The following is a 17,953-nucleotide window of genomic DNA, read 5'->3' on the forward strand; positions in this document are numbered from 1 at the left end:
CGGACTCCCTCCCCTACCCGGACCCGAAGAATGACGCGTATCCCCGACCGCCGCCTGCTCGCCCTCGCCCTCGCCGCGGTGATCGCCGCTCCGGCCTGGGCCCAGACGACGGCCAACGCACCTGCAGCCCCTGCCGCGGCGCTGCCGCCGCTCGCGCCGCCGGCCGCCAGCAGCTTCACCGTCAGCGACATCCGCGTCGACGGCCTGCAGCGCATCGGTGCAGGTACGGTGTTCACGTACCTGCCGGTCGAGCGCGGCGACGCGGTCAACCAGACCCGCATCTCCGAGGCGGTCCGCGCGCTCTACCGCACCGGGTTCTTCGAAGACATCCAGGTCGCACGTCAGGGCGACATCCTGGTGTTCACCGTGACCGAGCGCCCGGCGATCAACCGGCTCACGCTCAACGGCAACAAGGACATCAAGACCGAGGACCTGACCAAGGGTCTCAACGACATCGGCCTGTCGGAAGGCGAGACCTTCGACCGCCTCGATCTCGACCGCGTGACCCAGGAACTGGTCCGCCAGTACAACAACCGCGGCAAGTACAACGTCAAGATCACCCCGACGGTTTCGCGGCTGGATCGCAACCGCGTCGACATCGCGATCAACATCGAGGAAGGCAAGGCGGCCAAGATCCGCCACATCAACATCGTCGGCAACGAGGTCTACGACCTCGAGACGCTGACCGACAACTGGGAATCGGGCGAATCGAACTGGCTCAGCTGGTACCGCCGCGACGACCAGTACTCGCGCGAGAAGCTCGAGGGCGACCGCGAGAAGCTGCACAACTTCTACCTCGACCGCGGCTACATCGATTTCAGCGAAGACAGCATCCAGGTCGCGATCAGCCCCGACAAGGCCGACATGTTCATCACCGCCGGCATCACCGAAGGCGAGATCTACAAGGTGTCGGACGTGCAGATCACCGGCAACACGGTGCTGCCCAAGGAGGAGATCGAGAGCCGCGTCTTCGTCAAGAAGGACCAGGTGTTCTCGCGCGCGCTGCTGGAGCTGAGCTCGGACGCGATCACCGCCACGCTGGGCAACATCGGCTACGCCTTCGCGCAGGTCAACCCGATCCCCGAGGTCGACCGCGAGAACCGCACCGTGGCGATCAACCTGCAGGTCGTGCCCGGCCCGCGCGTGCAGGTGCGCCGCATCCAGTTCAAGGGCAACAACCGCACCTCCGACGAGGTGATCCGCCGCGAGATGCGCCAGTTCGAGGGCAGCTGGTACTCGCAGGCCGCGATCGACCGTTCCAAGGTCCGCCTGCAGCGCCTGGGCTACTTCGAGTCGGGCAGCGTCAATGTCGAGACCCAGCCGGTGCCGGGCAGCAACGACCAGGTCGACGTCGTGTTCAACATGACCGAGACCACCTCGGGCAGCTTCGTGTTCGGCCTGGGCTACTCGCAGCTGGCCGGCGTGACCACCTCGGTGCAACTGTCGCAGAACAACTTCCTGGGCAGCGGCAACCGCGTGTCGGTCGAGGCGCAGCGCAACGTCTACCTGCAGCGCTACTCGTTCTCGTTCATGAACCCGTACTTCACCGACGGCGGCATGTCGCTGGGCTACAACCTGTGGTGGCGCGAGTTCGACAACTCCGAGTTCAACACCGCGCAGTACTCCTCGACCAGCGCCGCCGGCCAGGCCATCCTGGGCATCCCGCTGACCGAGAACGACTCGATCTCGCTGCTGTTCGGCGCCGACCGCAACCAGATCTTCGCCTGGCGCGGCTCTTCGCCCGAATCGATCGTCAACTACATCGAGGCCTTCGGCTCGCGCACCTTCCACGCCTGGCGCAGCGAGCTGGCCTGGGCCCGCGATACCCGCAACGACTACCTGCAGCCCACCCGCGGCATGATGCAGCGCGTCTCGCTGGAAACCACGCTGCCCGGCTCGACCGCCGAGTACTTCAAGCTCAACTACGAGATCTCCAAGTACTGGCCGATCAACCGCTATCTGGTGCTCAACACCCGCGCCGAGATCGGCTACGGCGACAGCTACGGCGACGACATCGTGCGCAACATCTGCTACGTGCCATCGACCGAAGCCAACCCCAACCCGACCCCGAGCGCGCCGTGCGAGCCCACCTCGCCCGACTACGTGCGCACGGTCACCGCCACCGGCCTGCCGTTCTTCGAGAACTTCTACGCCGGTGGTGCACGCTCGGTGCGCGGCTTCCGCGACAACACCCTGGGCCCGCGCGAGACCGCATTCGCCAGCAGCTATCTGCAGCCGATCGGCGGCGCGGTGAAGACCGTCGGCTCGTTCGAGATGTTCTTCCCGCAGCTGATCAAGTCGCCCGCCGCGCGCATCTCGGCGTTCGTCGACTTCGGCAACGTGTTCCGAGACGTCGATTCCTGGGAAGCCAAGGAACTGCGCGCCTCGGCGGGTGTGGCGCTGATGTGGCGCGCGCCGGTCGGTCCGATCTCGATCAGCTACGCCTATCCGCTGCGCAGCCAGAAGGAAGTGCGCGGCGGCTCGGGTGAACTGATCCGCGGCGGCGACGAGCTCGAGCGCCTGCAGTTCACGTTCGGCGGCGCGTTCTGAGCCGCCCGGACCGATGACCGCTCATGCTCCCCTCACCGCCCGCGCACTCGCAGACCGCTTCGCGCTGACCGTCCACGGCGATCCCGACGTTGCCGTCGTCGGGGTCGCGACGCTGGCGGCCGCCGGTCCCGACCGGCTGGCCTTCCTGTCCAATCCCCGCTACCGGCCGCAGCTCGAGCACACCGCGGCCGGCATCGTCGTGCTGCGCGAGGCCGATGTCGCAGGGTTCACCGGCACGGCGCTGATCGCGCGCGATCCCTATGTCGCCTACGCGAAGATCGCCGCGCTGTTCGCGCCGCGTGCCGACGCGCCCGCAGGCGTGCACCCGTCCGCCGTGGTCGATGCGACCGCGTCGGTCGATCCCACCGCATCGGTCGGCCCGCTGACGACGATCGGCGCGCGTAGCGTGATCGCCACCGGCGCGACCATCGGGCCGGGCTGCACGATCGGCGAAGACTGCGTGGTCGGCGAAGGCGCGCGGCTCGTCGCGCGCGTGTCGCTGGTCAAGCGCGTCCGCCTGGGCAAGCGGGTGACCGTCCATCCCGGCGCCGTACTCGGCGCCGACGGCTTCGGCCTGGCGATGGAGGCCGGCCGCTGGCTCAACGTGCCCCAGCTCGGTGGCGTGGTGGTCGGCGACGACAGCGATATCGGCGCTAACACCACCATCGACTGCGGCGCCCTCGAGGACACCGTGATCGAGGAGGACGTGCGCCTGGACAACCTGATCCAGGTCGCGCACAACGTCCACATCGGCGCGCACACCGCGATCGCCGGTTGCGTCGGCATCGCCGGCAGCACCCGCATTGGCCGCTACTGCATGCTGGCCGGCAAGGTCGGCGTGGCCGGCCATCTTGAAATCTGCGACAAGGTCGTCGTCCACGCGATGACGATGGTGTCGGCTTCGATCACCGAGCCGGGCGAGTACTCGTCCGGCATTCCCGCCCAGCCCACTCGGGAATGGCGCAAGAATGCCGTGCGGATCCGCCAGCTCGATTCGCTCGCCCGCCGCATCGGCGCGCGCGCAAAGGGGGATGAATGACGTTGGACCTGACGCTGCCGATCGATATCGGCGGCATCCGCAAGCTGCTGCCGCACCGTTACCCGTTCCTGCTCGTCGACCGCGTCGTCGAGTTCGAATCGGGCAAGCGCGTGCTCTGCTACAAGAACGTCTCGGCCAACGAGCACTTCTTCCAGGGCCATTTCCCCGACCATCCGGTGATGCCGGGCGTGCTGGTGATCGAGGCGCTGGCGCAGGCCGGTGGCATCCTGAGCCACCTCAGCCGCAGCCGCACCAGCGAGGGCGCGCTGTCGTACCTGGTCAAGGTCGATGCGGCGAAGTTCTCGCGCATGGTGGTGCCTGGCGACCGGCTGGAGCTGGACGTGAGCATCAAGCGCGAGATCCGCAACATGACGCTCTACAGCGGCATCGCCCGCGTCGACGGCCAGCAGGCCGCGTGCGCGGACATCCTGTGCGCGGAAGTGAAGGACTGACGATGAGCGAGGCCGCGATCCATGCCACGGCCGTCGTCGATCCCGGCGCCAAGCTTGGCGCCGGCGTGCGCATCGGGGCGTTCACGATCATCGGCCCCGAGGTCGAGATCGGCGATGGCACGGTGATCGGGCCGCATTGCAGCATCCACGGCCCGACCATGATCGGGCACGACAACCGCGTCCACGGCCATGCCGCGATCGGCGGCGAACCGCAGGATAAGAAGTTCCGCGGCGAGCGGGTCGAGCTGACCATCGGCGATCGCAACACCATCCGCGAGTTCGTCACGATCAACCGCGGCACCGGCGACGGTGGCGGCGTGACCCGCATCGGCGACGACAACTGGCTGCTGGCCTACACCCACGTCGCCCACGACTGCATCGTCGGCAACCACTGCGTGTTTTCCAACAACGCCACGTTGGCTGGCCATGTCGAGGTCGGCGATCACGTCATCCTCAGCGGCTTCGTCGGCATCCACCAGTTCTGCCGGATCGGCGCGCACGCATTCATCGGCATGGGCGCATTCGTCAACGGCGACGTGCCGCCGTTCGTCATGGTCGCCCAGGACGGCTACGGCCGCCCGCGCGGCATCAACGCCGAGGGCCTCAAGCGCCGCGGCTTCGATGCCGAGCGCACCGCTGCGATCAAGCGTGCCTATCGTGCGCTGTACGTCTCGGGCGAGCCGCTCGAGGCCGCCCGCGCTCGACTGGCGGAATGGGCGCGCGATAGCGCCGATGTCCGTGCGATGCTCGCGTTCATCGACGCCGGCGAGCGGCCGTTGCTGCGCTGAGGCCCGGATCGGGACTTCGGGATTCGGGCATCGAGCGGGCACAATGCCCGGGTCCGAACGCCCTCGATCTGCCGTGTCGCATCCCCACTCCCCAATCCAGACGCCCCCGCCGTCCCAGCGCGCCGCCGAGCCCACGCTTCGCGTCGCACTGGTCGCCGGCGAAGCCTCCGGCGACCTGCTCGGTGCGGGGCTGATCGAACGCTTGCGGGCGGCCCACCCTGATATCGAGTGCGTCGGCGTCGGCGGCGATGCGATGCGCGCGGCCGGGATGACGACCTGGTACGACGCCTCGGAACTGGCGGTCATGGGCTTGAGCGAGGTGCTGCGGCATCTGCCGCGCTTGCTGCGGCTGCGCCGCGCGCTGCGCACGCGTCTGCTGGCCTGGCGGCCGGATGTGTTCGTCGGCATCGACGCACCGGACTTCAATCTCGGGCTCGAACGCACGCTCAAGCAGCACGGCATCCGCACCGTGCACTACGTCAGCCCATCGATCTGGGCCTGGCGCCAGGGCCGCGCGGCGAAGATCGGACGCAGCGCCGACCGGGTGCTGTGCCTGTTCCCCACCGAGCCGCCGATCTACGCCGCGCACGGCATCGATGCGCGCTTCGTCGGCCATCCGCTGGCCGAGATGCTCGCGCTCGAACCCGATCGCGAGGCCGCGCGCCGGGCGCTTGCGCTCGACGGCGACGCGCCGGTGCTGGCGGTGCTGCCGGGCTCCCGGCTGGGTGAGATCGCCCGACTGGGCGAGGTGTTCCTCGACGCGGCCGCGCGCGTCGCGGCCGCGCTGCCGGGACTGCGCGTCGTCGTGCCCGCGGCCAATGCCGGCTGCCGCGCAGCGATCGACGCCTTGCTGGCGCAGCCGCGGTTCGCCGCACTCCACGCGCAGGTCCTCGACGGCCAGGCGCGCACCGCGATGGTCGCCTCCGACGTCGTGCTGCTGGCCTCGGGCACCGCGACCCTCGAGGCGTTGCTGGCCAAGCGGCCAATGGTCGTGGGCTATCGCATCGCGCCGAGCACGGCATTCGTCGTGCGCCTGCTGAAGCTCATGAAAGTCGACCGCTATTCGCTGCCGAACATGCTCGCCGGCCGCACGATCGTGCCCGAGCTGATCCAGGAGGACTGCACGCCCGAGCGGCTGGCCGACGCGGTGCTGCACTGGTTCGACGATCCGGCAGCCCGCGCCGCGCTGCAGCCGGTGTACCGCGACCTGCACCTGCAGTTGCGCCAGGGCGCCTCGGCGAGCGCCGCCGAGGCCGTGGCGCAGCTCGCGCCGCCGGCCTTGCCGGTCGACCCTCAACAAGGGGCGCTGCGATGACCCGGCGCCTGCGCGTGGCCGGCGTCGACGAGGCCGGGCGCGGCCCACTGGCCGGCCCGGTCGTGGTCGCGGCCGTGGTGCTGCATCCCAAGCGCCCGATCGCCGGCCTCGACGATTCCAAGAAGTTGACCGAAAAGCGCCGCGAGGCACTGTATCCGCAGATCGTCGAGCGTGCGCTGGCCTGGCGGATCGAGTTCGTCGGCGTCGAGGAAATCGACCGCATCAACATCTACCACGCCACGCACGCGGGCATGACCCGCGCGGTGCAGGCGCTGGCCCCGGCCGCCGAGCGCGTGCTCGTCGACGGCAATCGGCTGCCGCCCGGGCTACCGTGCCCGGCGCGTGCGATCGTCGGCGGCGACGCCAGCGAGGAAGCGATCATGGCCGCCTCGATCCTGGCCAAGGTCGCGCGCGACCGCGCGATGGTCGCGCTGCATGCGCAGTTCCCGGCCTACGGCTTCGATCGCCACAAGGGCTACAGCGCTCCCTCGCATTTCGCCGCGCTCGAGCGCCACGGCCCGTGTATCCACCACCGGCGCAGCTTCGCGCCGGTGTCTCGGCTGCTTGCGCCCGCGCCCACGGCGCCCGCACTGGCGGATCTGTTCGACACGCCCGTGCTGGCCTGAACGCCGACCGCCCTGCGGCGGCCGCCCGGCCGCGCCGCGCCGCGGTCGCCCGGCTGTCAAGCCTTGTTCGCCCCCGGCCCCGGCCCTACCCTGACGCTCCGGCCGCCTCGCCCCTGCAATGCCCGCGCGCTTCGTCCACCTTCACGTCCACAGCGAATACTCGCTCGCCGATTCGACGATCCGGATCAAGGCGCTGGTCAAACGCTGCGCCGAGCTCGGGCAACCGTCGGTCGCACTGACCGACCGCAACAATCTGTTCGCGCTGGTGAAGTTCTATCGCGCGGCCGAAGGCGCCGGCATCAAGCCGGTCATGGGCGCCGACATCTCGCTGGCCGAAGGCGACGAGCCGGCTTCGACATTGACGCTGTTGTGCCGCGACCACGACGGCTACCTGTCGCTGTCGCGTCTGCTCACGCGGGCCTGGATGGAAGGCCACCGGACCGACGGCGTGGTGGTGCGGCCCGACTGGCTGCGCGAGTGCAATGCCGGCCTGTTCGCGATCGCCGGCCGCCATGGCCCGGCCGCACGGCTGCTCACCGGCGGCCGCGAGGACCTGGCACGGCAGTGGTACGCGCAGTGGCGCGAGGTGTTCGACGAGCGGCTGTTCCTGCAGCTCACCCGCTGCGGCTTCGACGAGGAAACCGTCCACAACGCGCTCGCGATGCAGGTCTCGTCCGATCTGTCGCTGCCGGTGGTGGCCGGCAACGACGTGCGCTTCCTCGATGCCGAGGGCTTCGACGCGCACGAGGCGCGCGTGTGCATCGCCACCGGTCGGGTGCTCGACGACCCGCGCCGACCCAAGCTCTACACGCGCGAGCAGTACTTCAAGTCGGCCGACGAGATGGCCGCGCTGTTCGCCGATGCGCCCGATGCGATCGACAACACGCTGGCGCTGGCGCAGCGCTGCAACCTCGAACTGCGCCTGGGCACCTACTACCTGCCCGCCTATCCGGTGCCCGCCGAGGAAACCCTCGACAGTTGGATCCGGGTGCAGTCGCGCGAGGGCCTGGAAGAGCGGCTGGCGAAGTACCCGCTGGCGCCCGGGCACACCCGGGAGAGCTACTTCGAGCGCCTGGAGATCGAACTCGACGTCATCTGCAAGATGGGCTTTCCGGGCTACTTTCTGATCGTCTCGGACTTCATCAAGTGGGCCAAGGAGCACGACATCCCGGTCGGCCCGGGCCGCGGCTCGGGCGCCGGCTCGCTGGTGGCCTGGGCGCTGAAGATCACCGATCTCGACCCGCTGCCCTACGACCTGCTGTTCGAGCGCTTCCTCAATCCCGAACGCGTGTCGATGCCCGACTTCGACATCGACTTCTGCATGGACCGGCGCGACGAGGTCATCGACTATGTCGCCGCCAAGTACGGCCGCGACCGCGTCAGCCAGATCATCACCTACGGCACGATGGCCGCCAAGGCGGTCGTGCGCGACACCGGCCGCGTGCTGGGCTTTCCCTACGGCATGGTCGACGGCATCTCCAAGCTGGTGCCGATGACCTTGGGCATCGGCCTGGAAGATGCGCTGGGCCGCACAGAGAAGTCGCGCAGCGACGATGCCTGGCGTTCGGACGAACTGATCGCGCGCTACAACGACGAGGACGATGTCCGCGACCTGCTGGATCTGGCGCTGCAGCTCGAGGACCTGACCCGCAACGCCGGCAAGCACGCCGGCGGCGTGGTCATCGCGCCCTCGCCGCTGTCGGATTTCTGCCCGCTGTTCGCCGAACACGACGAGGGCGGCCGTGGCCGCAACCCGGTCACCCAGTTCGACAAGGACGACGTGGAATCGGTCGGCCTGGTGAAGTTCGACTTCCTCGGCCTGCGCACGCTCACCATCATCGACTGGGCGGTCAAGGCGATCAATCGGCGGCGCGCGGCCGCCGGCGAGGCGCCACTCGACATCGCCGCACTGCCGCTCGACGACGTCGCGTCCTACGAACTGTTCGCCCGCGGCGACACGGTCGCGGTGTTCCAGTTCGAATCGCGCGGCATGCGCGAACTGCTCAAGCGCGCGCAGCCCGACACGTTCGAGGACATCATCGCGCTCGCGGCGCTGTTCCGTCCCGGCCCGCTGGGCTCGGGGATGGACAAGGAATGGGTCGACCGCAAGCACGGCCGCACGGACGTGACCTATCCGCACCCCTCGCTCGAGCCGGTGCTCTCGCCCACCTACGGCGTCATCGTCTACCAGGAACAGGTGATGCAGATCGCCCAGGTCCTGGCCGGCTATTCGCTGGGCGGCGCGGACCTGCTGCGCCGCGCGATGGGCAAGAAGAAGGCCGAGGAAATGGCCAAGGAGCGCGCCAAGTTCGAGGCCGGCGCGGCCGCGAACGGCGTCGATCCCAAGGTCGCCACCTCGATCTTCGACCTGATGGAGAAGTTCGCCGAGTACGGCTTCAACAAGTCGCACTCGGCCGCATATGCGCTGGTCGCCTACCAGACCGCGTGGCTCAAGGTGCACTACCCGGCCGAGTTCATGGCCGCGGTGCTGTCCTCGGACATGGACAACACCGACAAGGTCACCGGCTTTCTGACCGAGGCGCGGGCGATGGGCCTGGAGGTGCTGCCGCCCGACGTCAACGCCTCGGCCTACATGTTCGAGGCGATCGACCCGACGACGATCCGCTACGGCCTGGGCGCGGTGAAAGGCGTGGGCCGCGGCGCCTGCGAGAACGTGGTCGAGGCGCGCGAGCGTGGCGGGGTCTACACCGACCTGCTCGACTTCTGCCGCCGGGTCGACTCGCAGCGTTTGAACAAGCGCACGCTCGAAGCACTGATCAACGCCGGCGCGCTCGACGCGCTGGGCCGCAACCGCGCCTCGCTGATGCTGCAACTGCCCGAGGCGATCAAGGCTACCGACCAACTCGCGCGCAACCGCAGCGCCGGCATCGTCGACATGTTCGGCAGCGCCATGGGCGGCGACGACGTGCTGCACATCGACCTGCCCGAATGCGACGAGTGGCCGCTGCGGCAGAAGCTCGATGGCGAACGCGAGACGCTCGGCCACTACCTCAGCGGGCATCCGCTCGACCCCTACCGCGAGGAGCTGCAGGCACTGGTGGGCACCGACCTCGGCCAGCTCGACAGCCTGTGGGCGGCGCGCGACGCCAAGGCCGGCGGCAACAGCTGGCGGCCCGAGACCCAGGTCATCGTCGCCGGCCAGGTGGCGTCGATGCGCAAGCGCGGCGATGCGCAGGCCTTTGTGCTGCTCGAGGACGGCCGCGGCCGGCTCGAGTGCGGCTTCTTCTCCGAGACCAGCGCCGAGTACGCGCACCTGCTGACCCGCGACCGCATCCTGATCGTCGAGGGGGGGCTGCGCGAGGACGAGTTCAGCGGCGGCTTCGCGCTGCGGGTCAAGCGCTGCTGGGATTTCCACGCGGTCTGCCCCGAGCACGCGCGTCGGCTGTCGCTGCGCCTGGACCTGCGCGTGCCCGGCACGATGGCGCGGATCGAACAGGTGCTGGCGCAGCACCGGCCCGGCAAGACTGCGCTGCGCATGGACCTGCTGCTGCCCGCCGGCGCGGCCGGCACGCTCGAGGTCAACGGCAGCCATGGCATCCGCGCCGATGCCGAGCTGCCCGGCACCTTGCGCGCGCAGCCGGGCGTACGGGTCGCCCGGCTCGACATGAGCAAGCCATGGGCGCACTGAACCGGGCCGGCTGAAGGCCGCCCCCTCCCCCGTCCCAGAGAGACGACGATGATCCGATCCTTCGCCGCGGCGAGCGCCGTGTTGCTGCTCGCCGCCTGCAGCCCCTCCACGCCCTCGTTCGAGATCGACAACCCCACCGACGCGCCGGTCAAGGTCACCATCGACGGCAAGACCCACGAGGTGGCGGCTGGCACCAGCGCGGCGCTGGAACTCGACGCCGGTCCGCACACGCTGCGCACCGACCGGACCGGCGAGGTCCGGATCTCGGTCTGCGGCGCCGAGCGCGGCACCCTGATCAACCCGACGCTGTCGGACTACGTGCTGGCTCGCGAGATCTACGTCGCCGACGCCTCCAAGCTGCGCAACTTCGGCGCGGCGATCGCCACCGTGGAACTCGGCGATGCGGTCTACGAGGGGCCCTTCGAGCAGTACACCGGCCTGTTCATCGACCGGACCTGGGACTTCGGCGTCCGCGAGGCGTTCCCCAAGCAACAGACCGTGGCGCGGATTCCGGAGAACGGCGGCAAGATCAGCACCAAGCTGTTCACCCCGCAGGCATTCATCGACTACATCGAGGACGCCAGCGACCGTCAGGGCGAGTTCGCGCGGCTGCATCCGGGCGGCTACGTGCAGCCGGCACGGGCGCTGGAGACCGCGCCGGCCGAGCTGCCGCCGCTGCCGCAGGCGTTCGAGCCCCATTCGGCGCCGCTGCGCGAGGCCTACGCGCAGCGCCTGCAGGTCCATGATGCGAGCGACTGCGAGGCGGTGCGCAAGCGTTCGCACGAGGCCATGATGGCCATCACCGGCGCGACCGCGATGCTGCACGTCGACCAGAGCCCGGCCGACAACCAGGCCTACAACGATTTCATCGACCTCTACGCGCGGCTGATGGGCGCCGGCGCACTGGTCCTGCCCCGGTGAGGCCCGACCGCCCTGCCCGCCCTGCCCGCCCTGCCCGCCTTCCGGCCGTCCCGCCGCACCCCGCCGTACGGGGCGCCGGGGGCCGGTCGGCTACACTTTCCCCCAAGTCACCCGACGGCGCGTCATGAACCCGAACTACCTCGATTTCGAGCAGCCCATCGCCGACCTGGAAGCCAAGATCCAGGAACTGCGCCAGGCCAGCGATGGCCCGGCCGTCAACATCGACGCCGAACTGGCCACGTTGCGCGACAAGCTGCGCAAGCGCACCGCGCACATCTTCCGCGACCTGACCCCGTGGCAGGTCTCGCAGTTGGCGCGCCACCCGCAGCGGCCCTACACCAACGACTACATCCGCACGTTCTGCGACGAGTTCGAGGAACTGGCCGGCGATCGCGCCTACGGCGACGATGCCGCGATCGTCGGTGGCCTGGGCCGCATCGACGGGCGCAGCGTCATGATCATCGGCCACCAGAAGGGCCGCGATACCAAGACCAAGGTGCGGCGCAACTTCGGCATGCCGCGGCCGGAGGGCTACCGCAAGGCGCTGCGGCTGATGAAGATGGCCGAGCGCTTCAAGCTGCCGCTGCTGACCTTCATCGACACGCCCGGTGCCTATCCGGGCATCGGCGCCGAAGAACGCGGCCAGTCCGAAGCGATCGCGCGCAATCTGATGGAGATGGCCGAGCTGCGCATCCCGATCATCTGCACCGTCATCGGCGAAGGCGGCTCGGGCGGCGCACTGGCGATCGGCGTGGGTGACCGCACGGTGATGCTCGAATACAGCACCTATTCGGTGATCTCGCCCGAGGGCTGCGCGTCGATCCTGTGGAAGGACGCGGCCAAGGCGCGCGATGCCGCCGAACAGCTCGGCCTGACCGCCAAGCGGCTCAAGCAGCTGGGATTGATCGACAAGGTTGTGCGCGAGCCGATCGGCGGGGCGCACCGCAATCCTCGACAGACCGCGACGCGGCTCAAGGCGGTGCTGATGAACGAGCTCGACCAGCTCGAGCAGTTGCCGGTCGAGACCCTGCTGCAGCGCCGCTACGAGCGTCTGCGCAGCTACGGCGCCTACGAGGCGGCGTGACCGCGGCGGGACGGGTATTCGCCCGTCCGCACCGCACGCCCCGAACGACGCGCGCCGTCACCAGGCGCGCTGATACTGCGCCGGCGGTTCGAGCGCCGCGCCCAGCACCTGGGCCGCGCGCCTGGGGAAGTAGGGATCGCGCAGCAACTCGCGCGCCAGCAGCACCACGTCCGCGTCGCCGTCGGCGACGATGCGCTCGGCCTGCTCGGGCGTGGTGATCAATCCGACTGCACCGGTCGCGATGCCGGCCTCGGCGCGGATGCGGCGGGCGAACGGCACCTGATAGTCGGGACCGACCTCGATCTTCTGGTCGGGCGACAGGCCGCCCGACGACACGTCGAGCAGGTCGACCCCGCGCGGCGCCAGCAGGCGCGCCAATGCGACGCTCTGCTCGATGTCCCAGCCGCCCTCGACCCAGTCGGTCGCCGAGAGCCGAAGCCACAGCGGCAAGCGCTCGGGCCAGACCTCGCGCACCGCATCGACGACCTCCAGGACCAGACGCGTCCGGCCTTCGAAGCTGCCGCCCCAGGCGTCGTCGCGCGTGTTCGACAGTGGCGAGAGGAACTGGTGCAGCAGATAGCCGTGGGCGGCGTGGAGTTCGACCAGCTCAAAGCCCGCGGCGAGCGCACGCTGCGCGGCCGCGCGGAATGCCGCGACGACGCCGCCGATGCCATCGGCATCGAGTGCGACCGGCGCGGGATAGCGCGCGCTGTAGGCCGACGCCGAGGGCGCGACGACCTGCCAGCCCCCATCAGCCTCCGCAACCGCGCCATGGCCCCGCCACGGCGCGTAGGTGCTCGCCTTGCGACCGGCGTGCGCCAACTGGACACCCGGCACCGCGCCCTGCGCGCGCACGAACGCCGCGATCGGCGCCCAGGCCTGCGTCTGCGCGTCGTTCCACAGACCGACATCGTCGGGCGAGATGCGACCTTCGGGCAGTACCGCCGTGGCCTCGGCGATCACCAGGCCGGCGCCGCCGACCGCGCGGCTGCCCAGGTGCACCAGATGCCAGTGGTCGGGCATACCGTCGACGGCGCTGTACTGGCACATCGGCGAGACCGCGATGCGGTTACGCAACGTCAGCGCGCGTTGCGCCAGCGGAGAGAACAGGTCGGACATTGCAGGTTCCTGCAGGCGGGTCGTCGACTGTAGGCCCAGCGCCCCCACCTCCGCGACCACGCGGCCGGATCGCTGCATTCCGGTCGCGTGGCACCATGCGCGGATGTCCGCGCCGTTCCCAGACCCGACGCTGCCCGCGCCGCCCGGCGACGGACCGCTGCACGTGGCGTTCAGCGGTGGCCTCGACTCGACCGCCCTGCTGCACCTGCTCGCGCACGATGCGCGCGTGGGCGCACGCGGCTTGGTCGCGCTGCATGTGCACCACGGCCTGCAGCCGCAGGCCGAGGCGTGGGCCGCGCATTGCGAGGCCGTGTGCGCCGCGCTCGGCATCGCCTGCGACGTGGTGCGCGTGACGGTCGTGCGCGCGGGCGGCGAGGGTCTGGAAGCCGCGGCGCGCGTGGCCCGCCATGCCGCGCTGCAGGCCCGGCTGCCGCCGGCCGCGGTCGCGGTCTTCGCCCATCACCGCGACGACCAGGCCGAGACCGTGCTGCTGCGCGCGTTGCGCGGCGCCGGCCCCGACGGCCTGGCGGCGATGCGGCCGCTACGGCCCTTCGGCGCAGGCTGGCTGTGGCGGCCGTTGCTGGCGGTCCCGCGCGCGCACTTGCTGGCCTATGCCGTGCGCCATGGACTGCACTGGATCGAAGATCCGAGCAATGCCGCCGACGACGCCGACCGCAACTTCCTGCGCAATCGCGTCCTGCCGCTGCTGCGCACACGCTGGCCGCAGGCCGACGCCGTGTTGGCCGATGTCGCGACGCTGCAACGCGCGACCGTCGCCCTGCTCGACGACGAAGACACCGCGGCGCTGGCCACGGTGCGTACGCCCGACCCGGCAACGCTGGACGTGGCCCGGCTGCGCACGCTGCCGACCGCGCGCCGTGCGCGCGTGCTGCGGCGCTGGATCGCGGCGCTGGGCCTGCCGCCGTTGCCGCGCCAGGGCAGCGCCTGGTGCGAGGCCACACTGCAAGCGCCTGCGGGGGACCGCAGCCCCCAGTTCGACTGGGCGGGGTGCCGGCTGCAGCGCTGGCGCGACCTGCTGCACGCAGGGGCGCAGCGCGCACCGCTGCCGCGCGATTTCGCTGTCGACTGGGCCGGCACTGCGCCACTCACGCTGCCCGGTGGCGACCGGCTGTACCTGGACGGGCCACCGCCGGAGGCGCGCTTGGGGTGGCAGGTCCGGGCCCGGTGCGGCGGCGAGCGGATCGCACTGCCCGGCCGGCCCCATTCGCACGCGCTCAAGCACGTGCTGCAGGATCGCGCGGTGCCGCCCTGGCGTCGCGAACGGCTGCCGCTGCTCATCGATGCCAGCGGCCGATTGCTCGCCGCCGGCGACCTCGTCCTCGACGGCGCATTCGAAGCCTGGCTGCGCGATGGCGGCCGCCGCTTGCATTGGGAGCACGCAGCGACAGCACACGACGAACCGGACGATCTGTCGCTGCGGTGAGGGCCGCACTCAGCCCTCGCCCAGGCGTCATCGCTTAGAATCGCGGCATGGCCAAATCCGCTTCCACGCCCGCCCCGCCCGCCCAGGATCCGTCCCCGGTCGCCGACTTCGAAAACGCCCTGGGCCAGCTCGAAGCCCTGGTCGAACGCATGGAGGGCGGCGAGTTGAGCCTGGAGGAATCGCTCGGCGCCTACGAGCGCGGTGTCGGCCTGTACCGCCGCTGCCGCCAGGCGCTCGAGGACGCCGAACAGCGCGTGCGCCTGCTCAGCGACCCGGCCGCCCCCGAGCGCAGCCAGCCGTTCGGCGGCGAGCAGGTCGACGATCCCGATGCCTGAGGCCGCTGGCGCGATCGCCGCTCGCATCGGCGATTGGCGCACCCGCACCGACACCGCGTTGCAGCGCGCACTCGACACCGCCGCAGGCGGCGAACCGCGGCTGGATGCAGCGATGCGTCATGCGGTGCTGCTCGGCGGCAAACGCATGCGCCCGCTGCTGGTCCACGCCACCGCGGCGGCCTTCGGCGCCGCGCCCGCGCAGGCCGATGCGCCGGCAGTCGCGGTCGAACTCGTGCACGCCTATTCGTTGGTCCACGACGACCTGCCGGCGATGGACGACGACGCGTTGCGTCGCGGCCAGCCGACCGTGCACGTCGCCTTCGACGAAGCCACCGCCATCCTCGCCGGCGACGCCTTGCAGACCTTGGCGTTCTCAGTGCTCGCCGAGGCGCCACTTGCGGCCGAAACGCGGCTGGCGATGGTCGCGCGGCTGGCATCGGCATCGGGCGCGCTGGGCATGTGCGGCGGCCAGGCGATCGATCTGGCCGCGACCGGCGGCGGCGGTGCGCGCGACATCGCAGGCCTGGAACGTCTGCACGCGCTCAAGACCGGCGCGCTGCTGCGTGCGGCGGTTGCGCTCGGGGCACTGGCCGCCGACGTCGATGCCGCGACGCGCGCCCGGCTCGACGAGTTCGCGACCGCACTCGGCCTCGCCTTCCAGATCCGCGACGACCTGCTCGACATCGAAGGCGACAGCGCGACGCTGGGCAAGACCGCGGGCAAGGACGTCGCGCAGGACAAGGCGACGTTTCCCGCGCTGATCGGCGCCGACGCCTCGCGCGCGCGGCTCTCCGAGCTCGCCTCGCGCATGCGCGAGGCGCTGGCACCGTTCGGCGATGCCGCCGCACCGCTGGCCGAACTCGGCCGGCAGGCCATCGAACGCGACCACTGAGCCGGGTAGGCCAGCCGCGCAACCCACACCCGCGGCCCACTGGCCGGCATGTCCCTGCAGACGAGCCCTGGCCGCGCATGATCACGCTTCGCCCCTACGCCCCGTCCGACTTCGATGCCTGCCTGGCCTTGTTCGACGGCAACTGCCCGACGTTCTTCGACCGCGCCGAGCGCGACGATTTCGCGCGCTTCCTGTCGCGACATGCCACGGCCTGGCATTTCCTGGTCGTCGAGCGCGATGGCCGCCTGCTGGCCTGCGGCGGGCACGCTGAAAGCGACGACGGTCGGCACGCAAGCCTGTGCTGGGGAATGGTCGCGCGCGACCATCACCGCCAGGGGCTGGGACGACGCCTGCTCGAGGCGCGCATCGCATGGTGTCGGCGCACGCCGGGCATCGAACGCATCGTGCTGGACACCAGCCAGCACACATGCGCCTTCTACGCGCGGTTCGGCTTCCGGGTCGAGCGCGTCACGCCCGACGGCTATGGCCCCGACCTTGACCGCTACGACATGGTGCTGGACCTGACCGACGCGAGCGGCCGCATCACGGGCTGATGCACCCGATCCCGCTCGATGCCGCACGCGGCACCGAGCGGCCTGCGCGGCGATCAGCCGATCAGGCGCAGCGTCAGCGGATAGCGATAGGTCTCGCCGTTCCAGGCCTTGACCGCCGCCACGATGCCGCAGACCAGCCAGAGCACCGCCAGGGCGACTGCGCCCAGCACCAGCAGCAGCCCGAGCGGCAACGCGACGATCGCCCCGATGCCCAGCGTCAGCACCGTCATGCCCAGCAGCACGAGGCCGGTCACGCCGAGGACGCAGGCGTAGAGGAACATACTCAGGTTGAAGTTCAGCGCTTCCAGCGCATGGTCGGCGACGAAGGCATCGTCGTCGCGCTTGACCAGATAGACGGTGCCGGCGACGACGATGCCGGCCACGCCGGACATCCAACTCGTCAACAAGGCGAGCACCAGCGCGCCGATGTGCGTGCCGGCGGCCCATTGCCGACTGGCGATGGCAGGCGGGGCCTGGGGAAGCGTCGAAGCGTACATGGGGGGTCTCCAGAAGCGTCGAGGGACAGGTCCATCATGGCGCCGCGCGTCGACGGCGCAAGCCAACGGATGGCACCCAACCGATGGCACCCAACGGATGGCAGGGGCGATACGACGACGGGGATCGTCCTGAGATTGGAAGATCGCGCCAAGCAAAAACCCCGGTTTTGGAAGGGCGCGCATTCCCTCACGCTGGCGAAGAACGAAAAACCCCGGCACAAGGGCCGGGGTTCGGGAGGCTGCGGTGCGTGCCGATCAGCTGATCAGACGCAGCGCGAAGGGGTAGCGATAGGCCACGCCGTCCTTGGCCTTGAGCGCGGCGATGATGCTGAACACCACGCACAGGATCCACAGCACCAGGTTGATCAGGCCGCCGATCAGGATGATCGTCAGCACCATGCCGATGACGTAGCCGATGGTCAGCGTGATTTGGAAGTTCAACGCTTCCTTGGCCTGGTCGGTGACGAAGGCCTTTTCGGGCCGGTCCTTGTGCACCAGCCACATGATCAGCGGCACGATGAAGCCGAAGATGATGCACGACAGATGCGTGAGCATCGCGAACGTGCGGTCGTCCTGGGTGGCGGCCACGGCCGGCGCCGGGTCGAAATCGTTCATTGCAAAGTCCCCATAGGCAAGGTGGAAGAAGATGCGCTGGGCCGGGCGACGATCGCCGCCGCAGCTGGCGGTG

General features: G+C 70.1%; 16 protein-coding genes. 13 read left to right on the plus strand and 3 right to left on the minus strand.

Annotated elements, in window-relative coordinates; all coding sequences use genetic code 11:
- The first annotated feature begins 30 nt into the window (after positions 1 to 30).
- The 9 genes from bamA (at position 31) to WAF18_RS16410 (ending at position 12,424) form a co-directional block, all read left to right on the plus strand.
- Positions 31 to 2,550: an outer membrane protein assembly factor BamA gene (gene bamA, locus WAF18_RS16370; protein ID WP_337246049.1), complete on the plus strand. Its 2,520-nt coding sequence runs from the start codon at positions 31 to 33 to the stop codon at positions 2,548 to 2,550.
- 13 nt (positions 2,551 to 2,563) lie between these two features.
- Positions 2,564 to 3,589, plus strand: a complete 1,026-nt coding sequence (gene lpxD / locus WAF18_RS16375) for a UDP-3-O-(3-hydroxymyristoyl)glucosamine N-acyltransferase (protein WP_337246050.1) — start codon at positions 2,564 to 2,566, stop codon at positions 3,587 to 3,589.
- Positions 3,586 to 4,041 carry a 3-hydroxyacyl-ACP dehydratase FabZ gene (fabZ, locus tag WAF18_RS16380; RefSeq protein ID WP_183425808.1) on the plus strand — a complete coding sequence of 152 codons (456 nt, stop codon included), beginning with the start codon at positions 3,586 to 3,588 and terminating at the stop codon, positions 4,039 to 4,041. The genes lpxD and fabZ overlap by 4 nt, the downstream gene beginning before the upstream one ends.
- A 2-nt stretch (positions 4,042 to 4,043) precedes the next feature.
- Complete coding sequence (lpxA, locus tag WAF18_RS16385; RefSeq protein WP_337246051.1) at positions 4,044 to 4,829, plus strand: acyl-ACP--UDP-N-acetylglucosamine O-acyltransferase; 786 nt, start codon at positions 4,044 to 4,046, stop codon at positions 4,827 to 4,829.
- Positions 4,830 to 4,872: 43 nt separating this feature from the next.
- Positions 4,873 to 6,144 carry a lipid-A-disaccharide synthase gene (lpxB, locus tag WAF18_RS16390; protein WP_337246052.1) on the plus strand — a complete coding sequence of 424 codons (1,272 nt, stop codon included), beginning with the start codon at positions 4,873 to 4,875 and terminating at the stop codon, positions 6,142 to 6,144.
- On the plus strand, positions 6,141 to 6,770 hold the full coding sequence (rnhB, locus tag WAF18_RS16395; RefSeq protein ID WP_337246053.1) for a ribonuclease HII: 630 nt from the start codon (positions 6,141 to 6,143) through the stop codon (positions 6,768 to 6,770). Before lpxB ends, rnhB begins: the two co-directional genes overlap by 4 nt.
- A gap of 118 nt (positions 6,771 to 6,888) precedes the next feature.
- Positions 6,889 to 10,419: a DNA polymerase III subunit alpha gene (dnaE, locus tag WAF18_RS16400; protein ID WP_337246054.1), complete on the plus strand. Its 3,531-nt coding sequence runs from the start codon at positions 6,889 to 6,891 to the stop codon at positions 10,417 to 10,419.
- 48 nt (positions 10,420 to 10,467) lie between these two features.
- On the plus strand, positions 10,468 to 11,340 hold the full coding sequence (locus WAF18_RS16405; RefSeq protein WP_337246055.1) for a hypothetical protein: 873 nt from the start codon (positions 10,468 to 10,470) through the stop codon (positions 11,338 to 11,340).
- A gap of 124 nt (positions 11,341 to 11,464) precedes the next feature.
- Positions 11,465 to 12,424 (plus strand): acetyl-CoA carboxylase carboxyltransferase subunit alpha, encoded by a 960-nt coding sequence (locus tag WAF18_RS16410; protein ID WP_337246056.1) that lies wholly within the window; start codon positions 11,465 to 11,467, stop codon positions 12,422 to 12,424.
- Positions 12,425 to 12,481: 57 nt separating this feature from the next.
- On the opposite strand, the gene WAF18_RS16415 is transcribed toward WAF18_RS16410, so the two are convergent.
- The gene (locus tag WAF18_RS16415) at positions 12,482 to 13,543 is read right to left on the minus strand and encodes an NADH:flavin oxidoreductase/NADH oxidase (RefSeq protein WP_337246057.1); all 1,062 of its coding nucleotides are present in this window, start codon (positions 13,541 to 13,543) and stop codon (positions 12,482 to 12,484) included.
- A 103-nt stretch (positions 13,544 to 13,646) separates the two neighbouring features.
- Between WAF18_RS16415 and tilS the strand changes: the two genes are divergently transcribed.
- From tilS to WAF18_RS16435, 4 genes are all read left to right on the plus strand, one after another.
- On the plus strand, positions 13,647 to 14,987 hold the full coding sequence (tilS, locus tag WAF18_RS16420) for a tRNA lysidine(34) synthetase TilS (RefSeq protein ID WP_337246058.1): 1,341 nt from the start codon (positions 13,647 to 13,649) through the stop codon (positions 14,985 to 14,987).
- A 47-nt stretch (positions 14,988 to 15,034) separates the two neighbouring features.
- Positions 15,035 to 15,322 carry an exodeoxyribonuclease VII small subunit gene (locus tag WAF18_RS16425; RefSeq protein ID WP_337246059.1) on the plus strand — a complete coding sequence of 96 codons (288 nt, stop codon included), beginning with the start codon at positions 15,035 to 15,037 and terminating at the stop codon, positions 15,320 to 15,322.
- Positions 15,315 to 16,214 carry a farnesyl diphosphate synthase gene (locus tag WAF18_RS16430; RefSeq protein WP_337246060.1) on the plus strand — a complete coding sequence of 300 codons (900 nt, stop codon included), beginning with the start codon at positions 15,315 to 15,317 and terminating at the stop codon, positions 16,212 to 16,214. Before WAF18_RS16425 ends, WAF18_RS16430 begins: the two co-directional genes overlap by 8 nt.
- A 77-nt stretch (positions 16,215 to 16,291) precedes the next feature.
- Entirely contained in the window at positions 16,292 to 16,768 is a 477-nt protein-coding gene (locus tag WAF18_RS16435) for a GNAT family N-acetyltransferase (RefSeq protein WP_337246061.1), read from the plus strand.
- Between the two features lie 53 nt (positions 16,769 to 16,821).
- Here the strand turns inward: WAF18_RS16435 and WAF18_RS16440 are convergent, their stop codons facing one another.
- Both WAF18_RS16440 and WAF18_RS16445 read right to left on the minus strand, forming a co-directional pair.
- Entirely contained in the window at positions 16,822 to 17,265 is a 444-nt protein-coding gene (locus WAF18_RS16440; protein ID WP_337246062.1) for a DUF4870 domain-containing protein, read from the minus strand.
- 255 nt (positions 17,266 to 17,520) lie between these two features.
- Complete coding sequence (locus WAF18_RS16445; RefSeq protein WP_337246063.1) at positions 17,521 to 17,880, minus strand: DUF4870 domain-containing protein; 360 nt, start codon at positions 17,878 to 17,880, stop codon at positions 17,521 to 17,523.
- Positions 17,881 to 17,953: the final 73 nt, after the last annotated feature.

Source organism: Luteimonas sp. gir, from assembly GCF_037198055.1.
Taxonomy (GTDB): Bacteria; Pseudomonadota; Gammaproteobacteria; order Xanthomonadales; family Xanthomonadaceae; genus Luteimonas; species Luteimonas citri_A.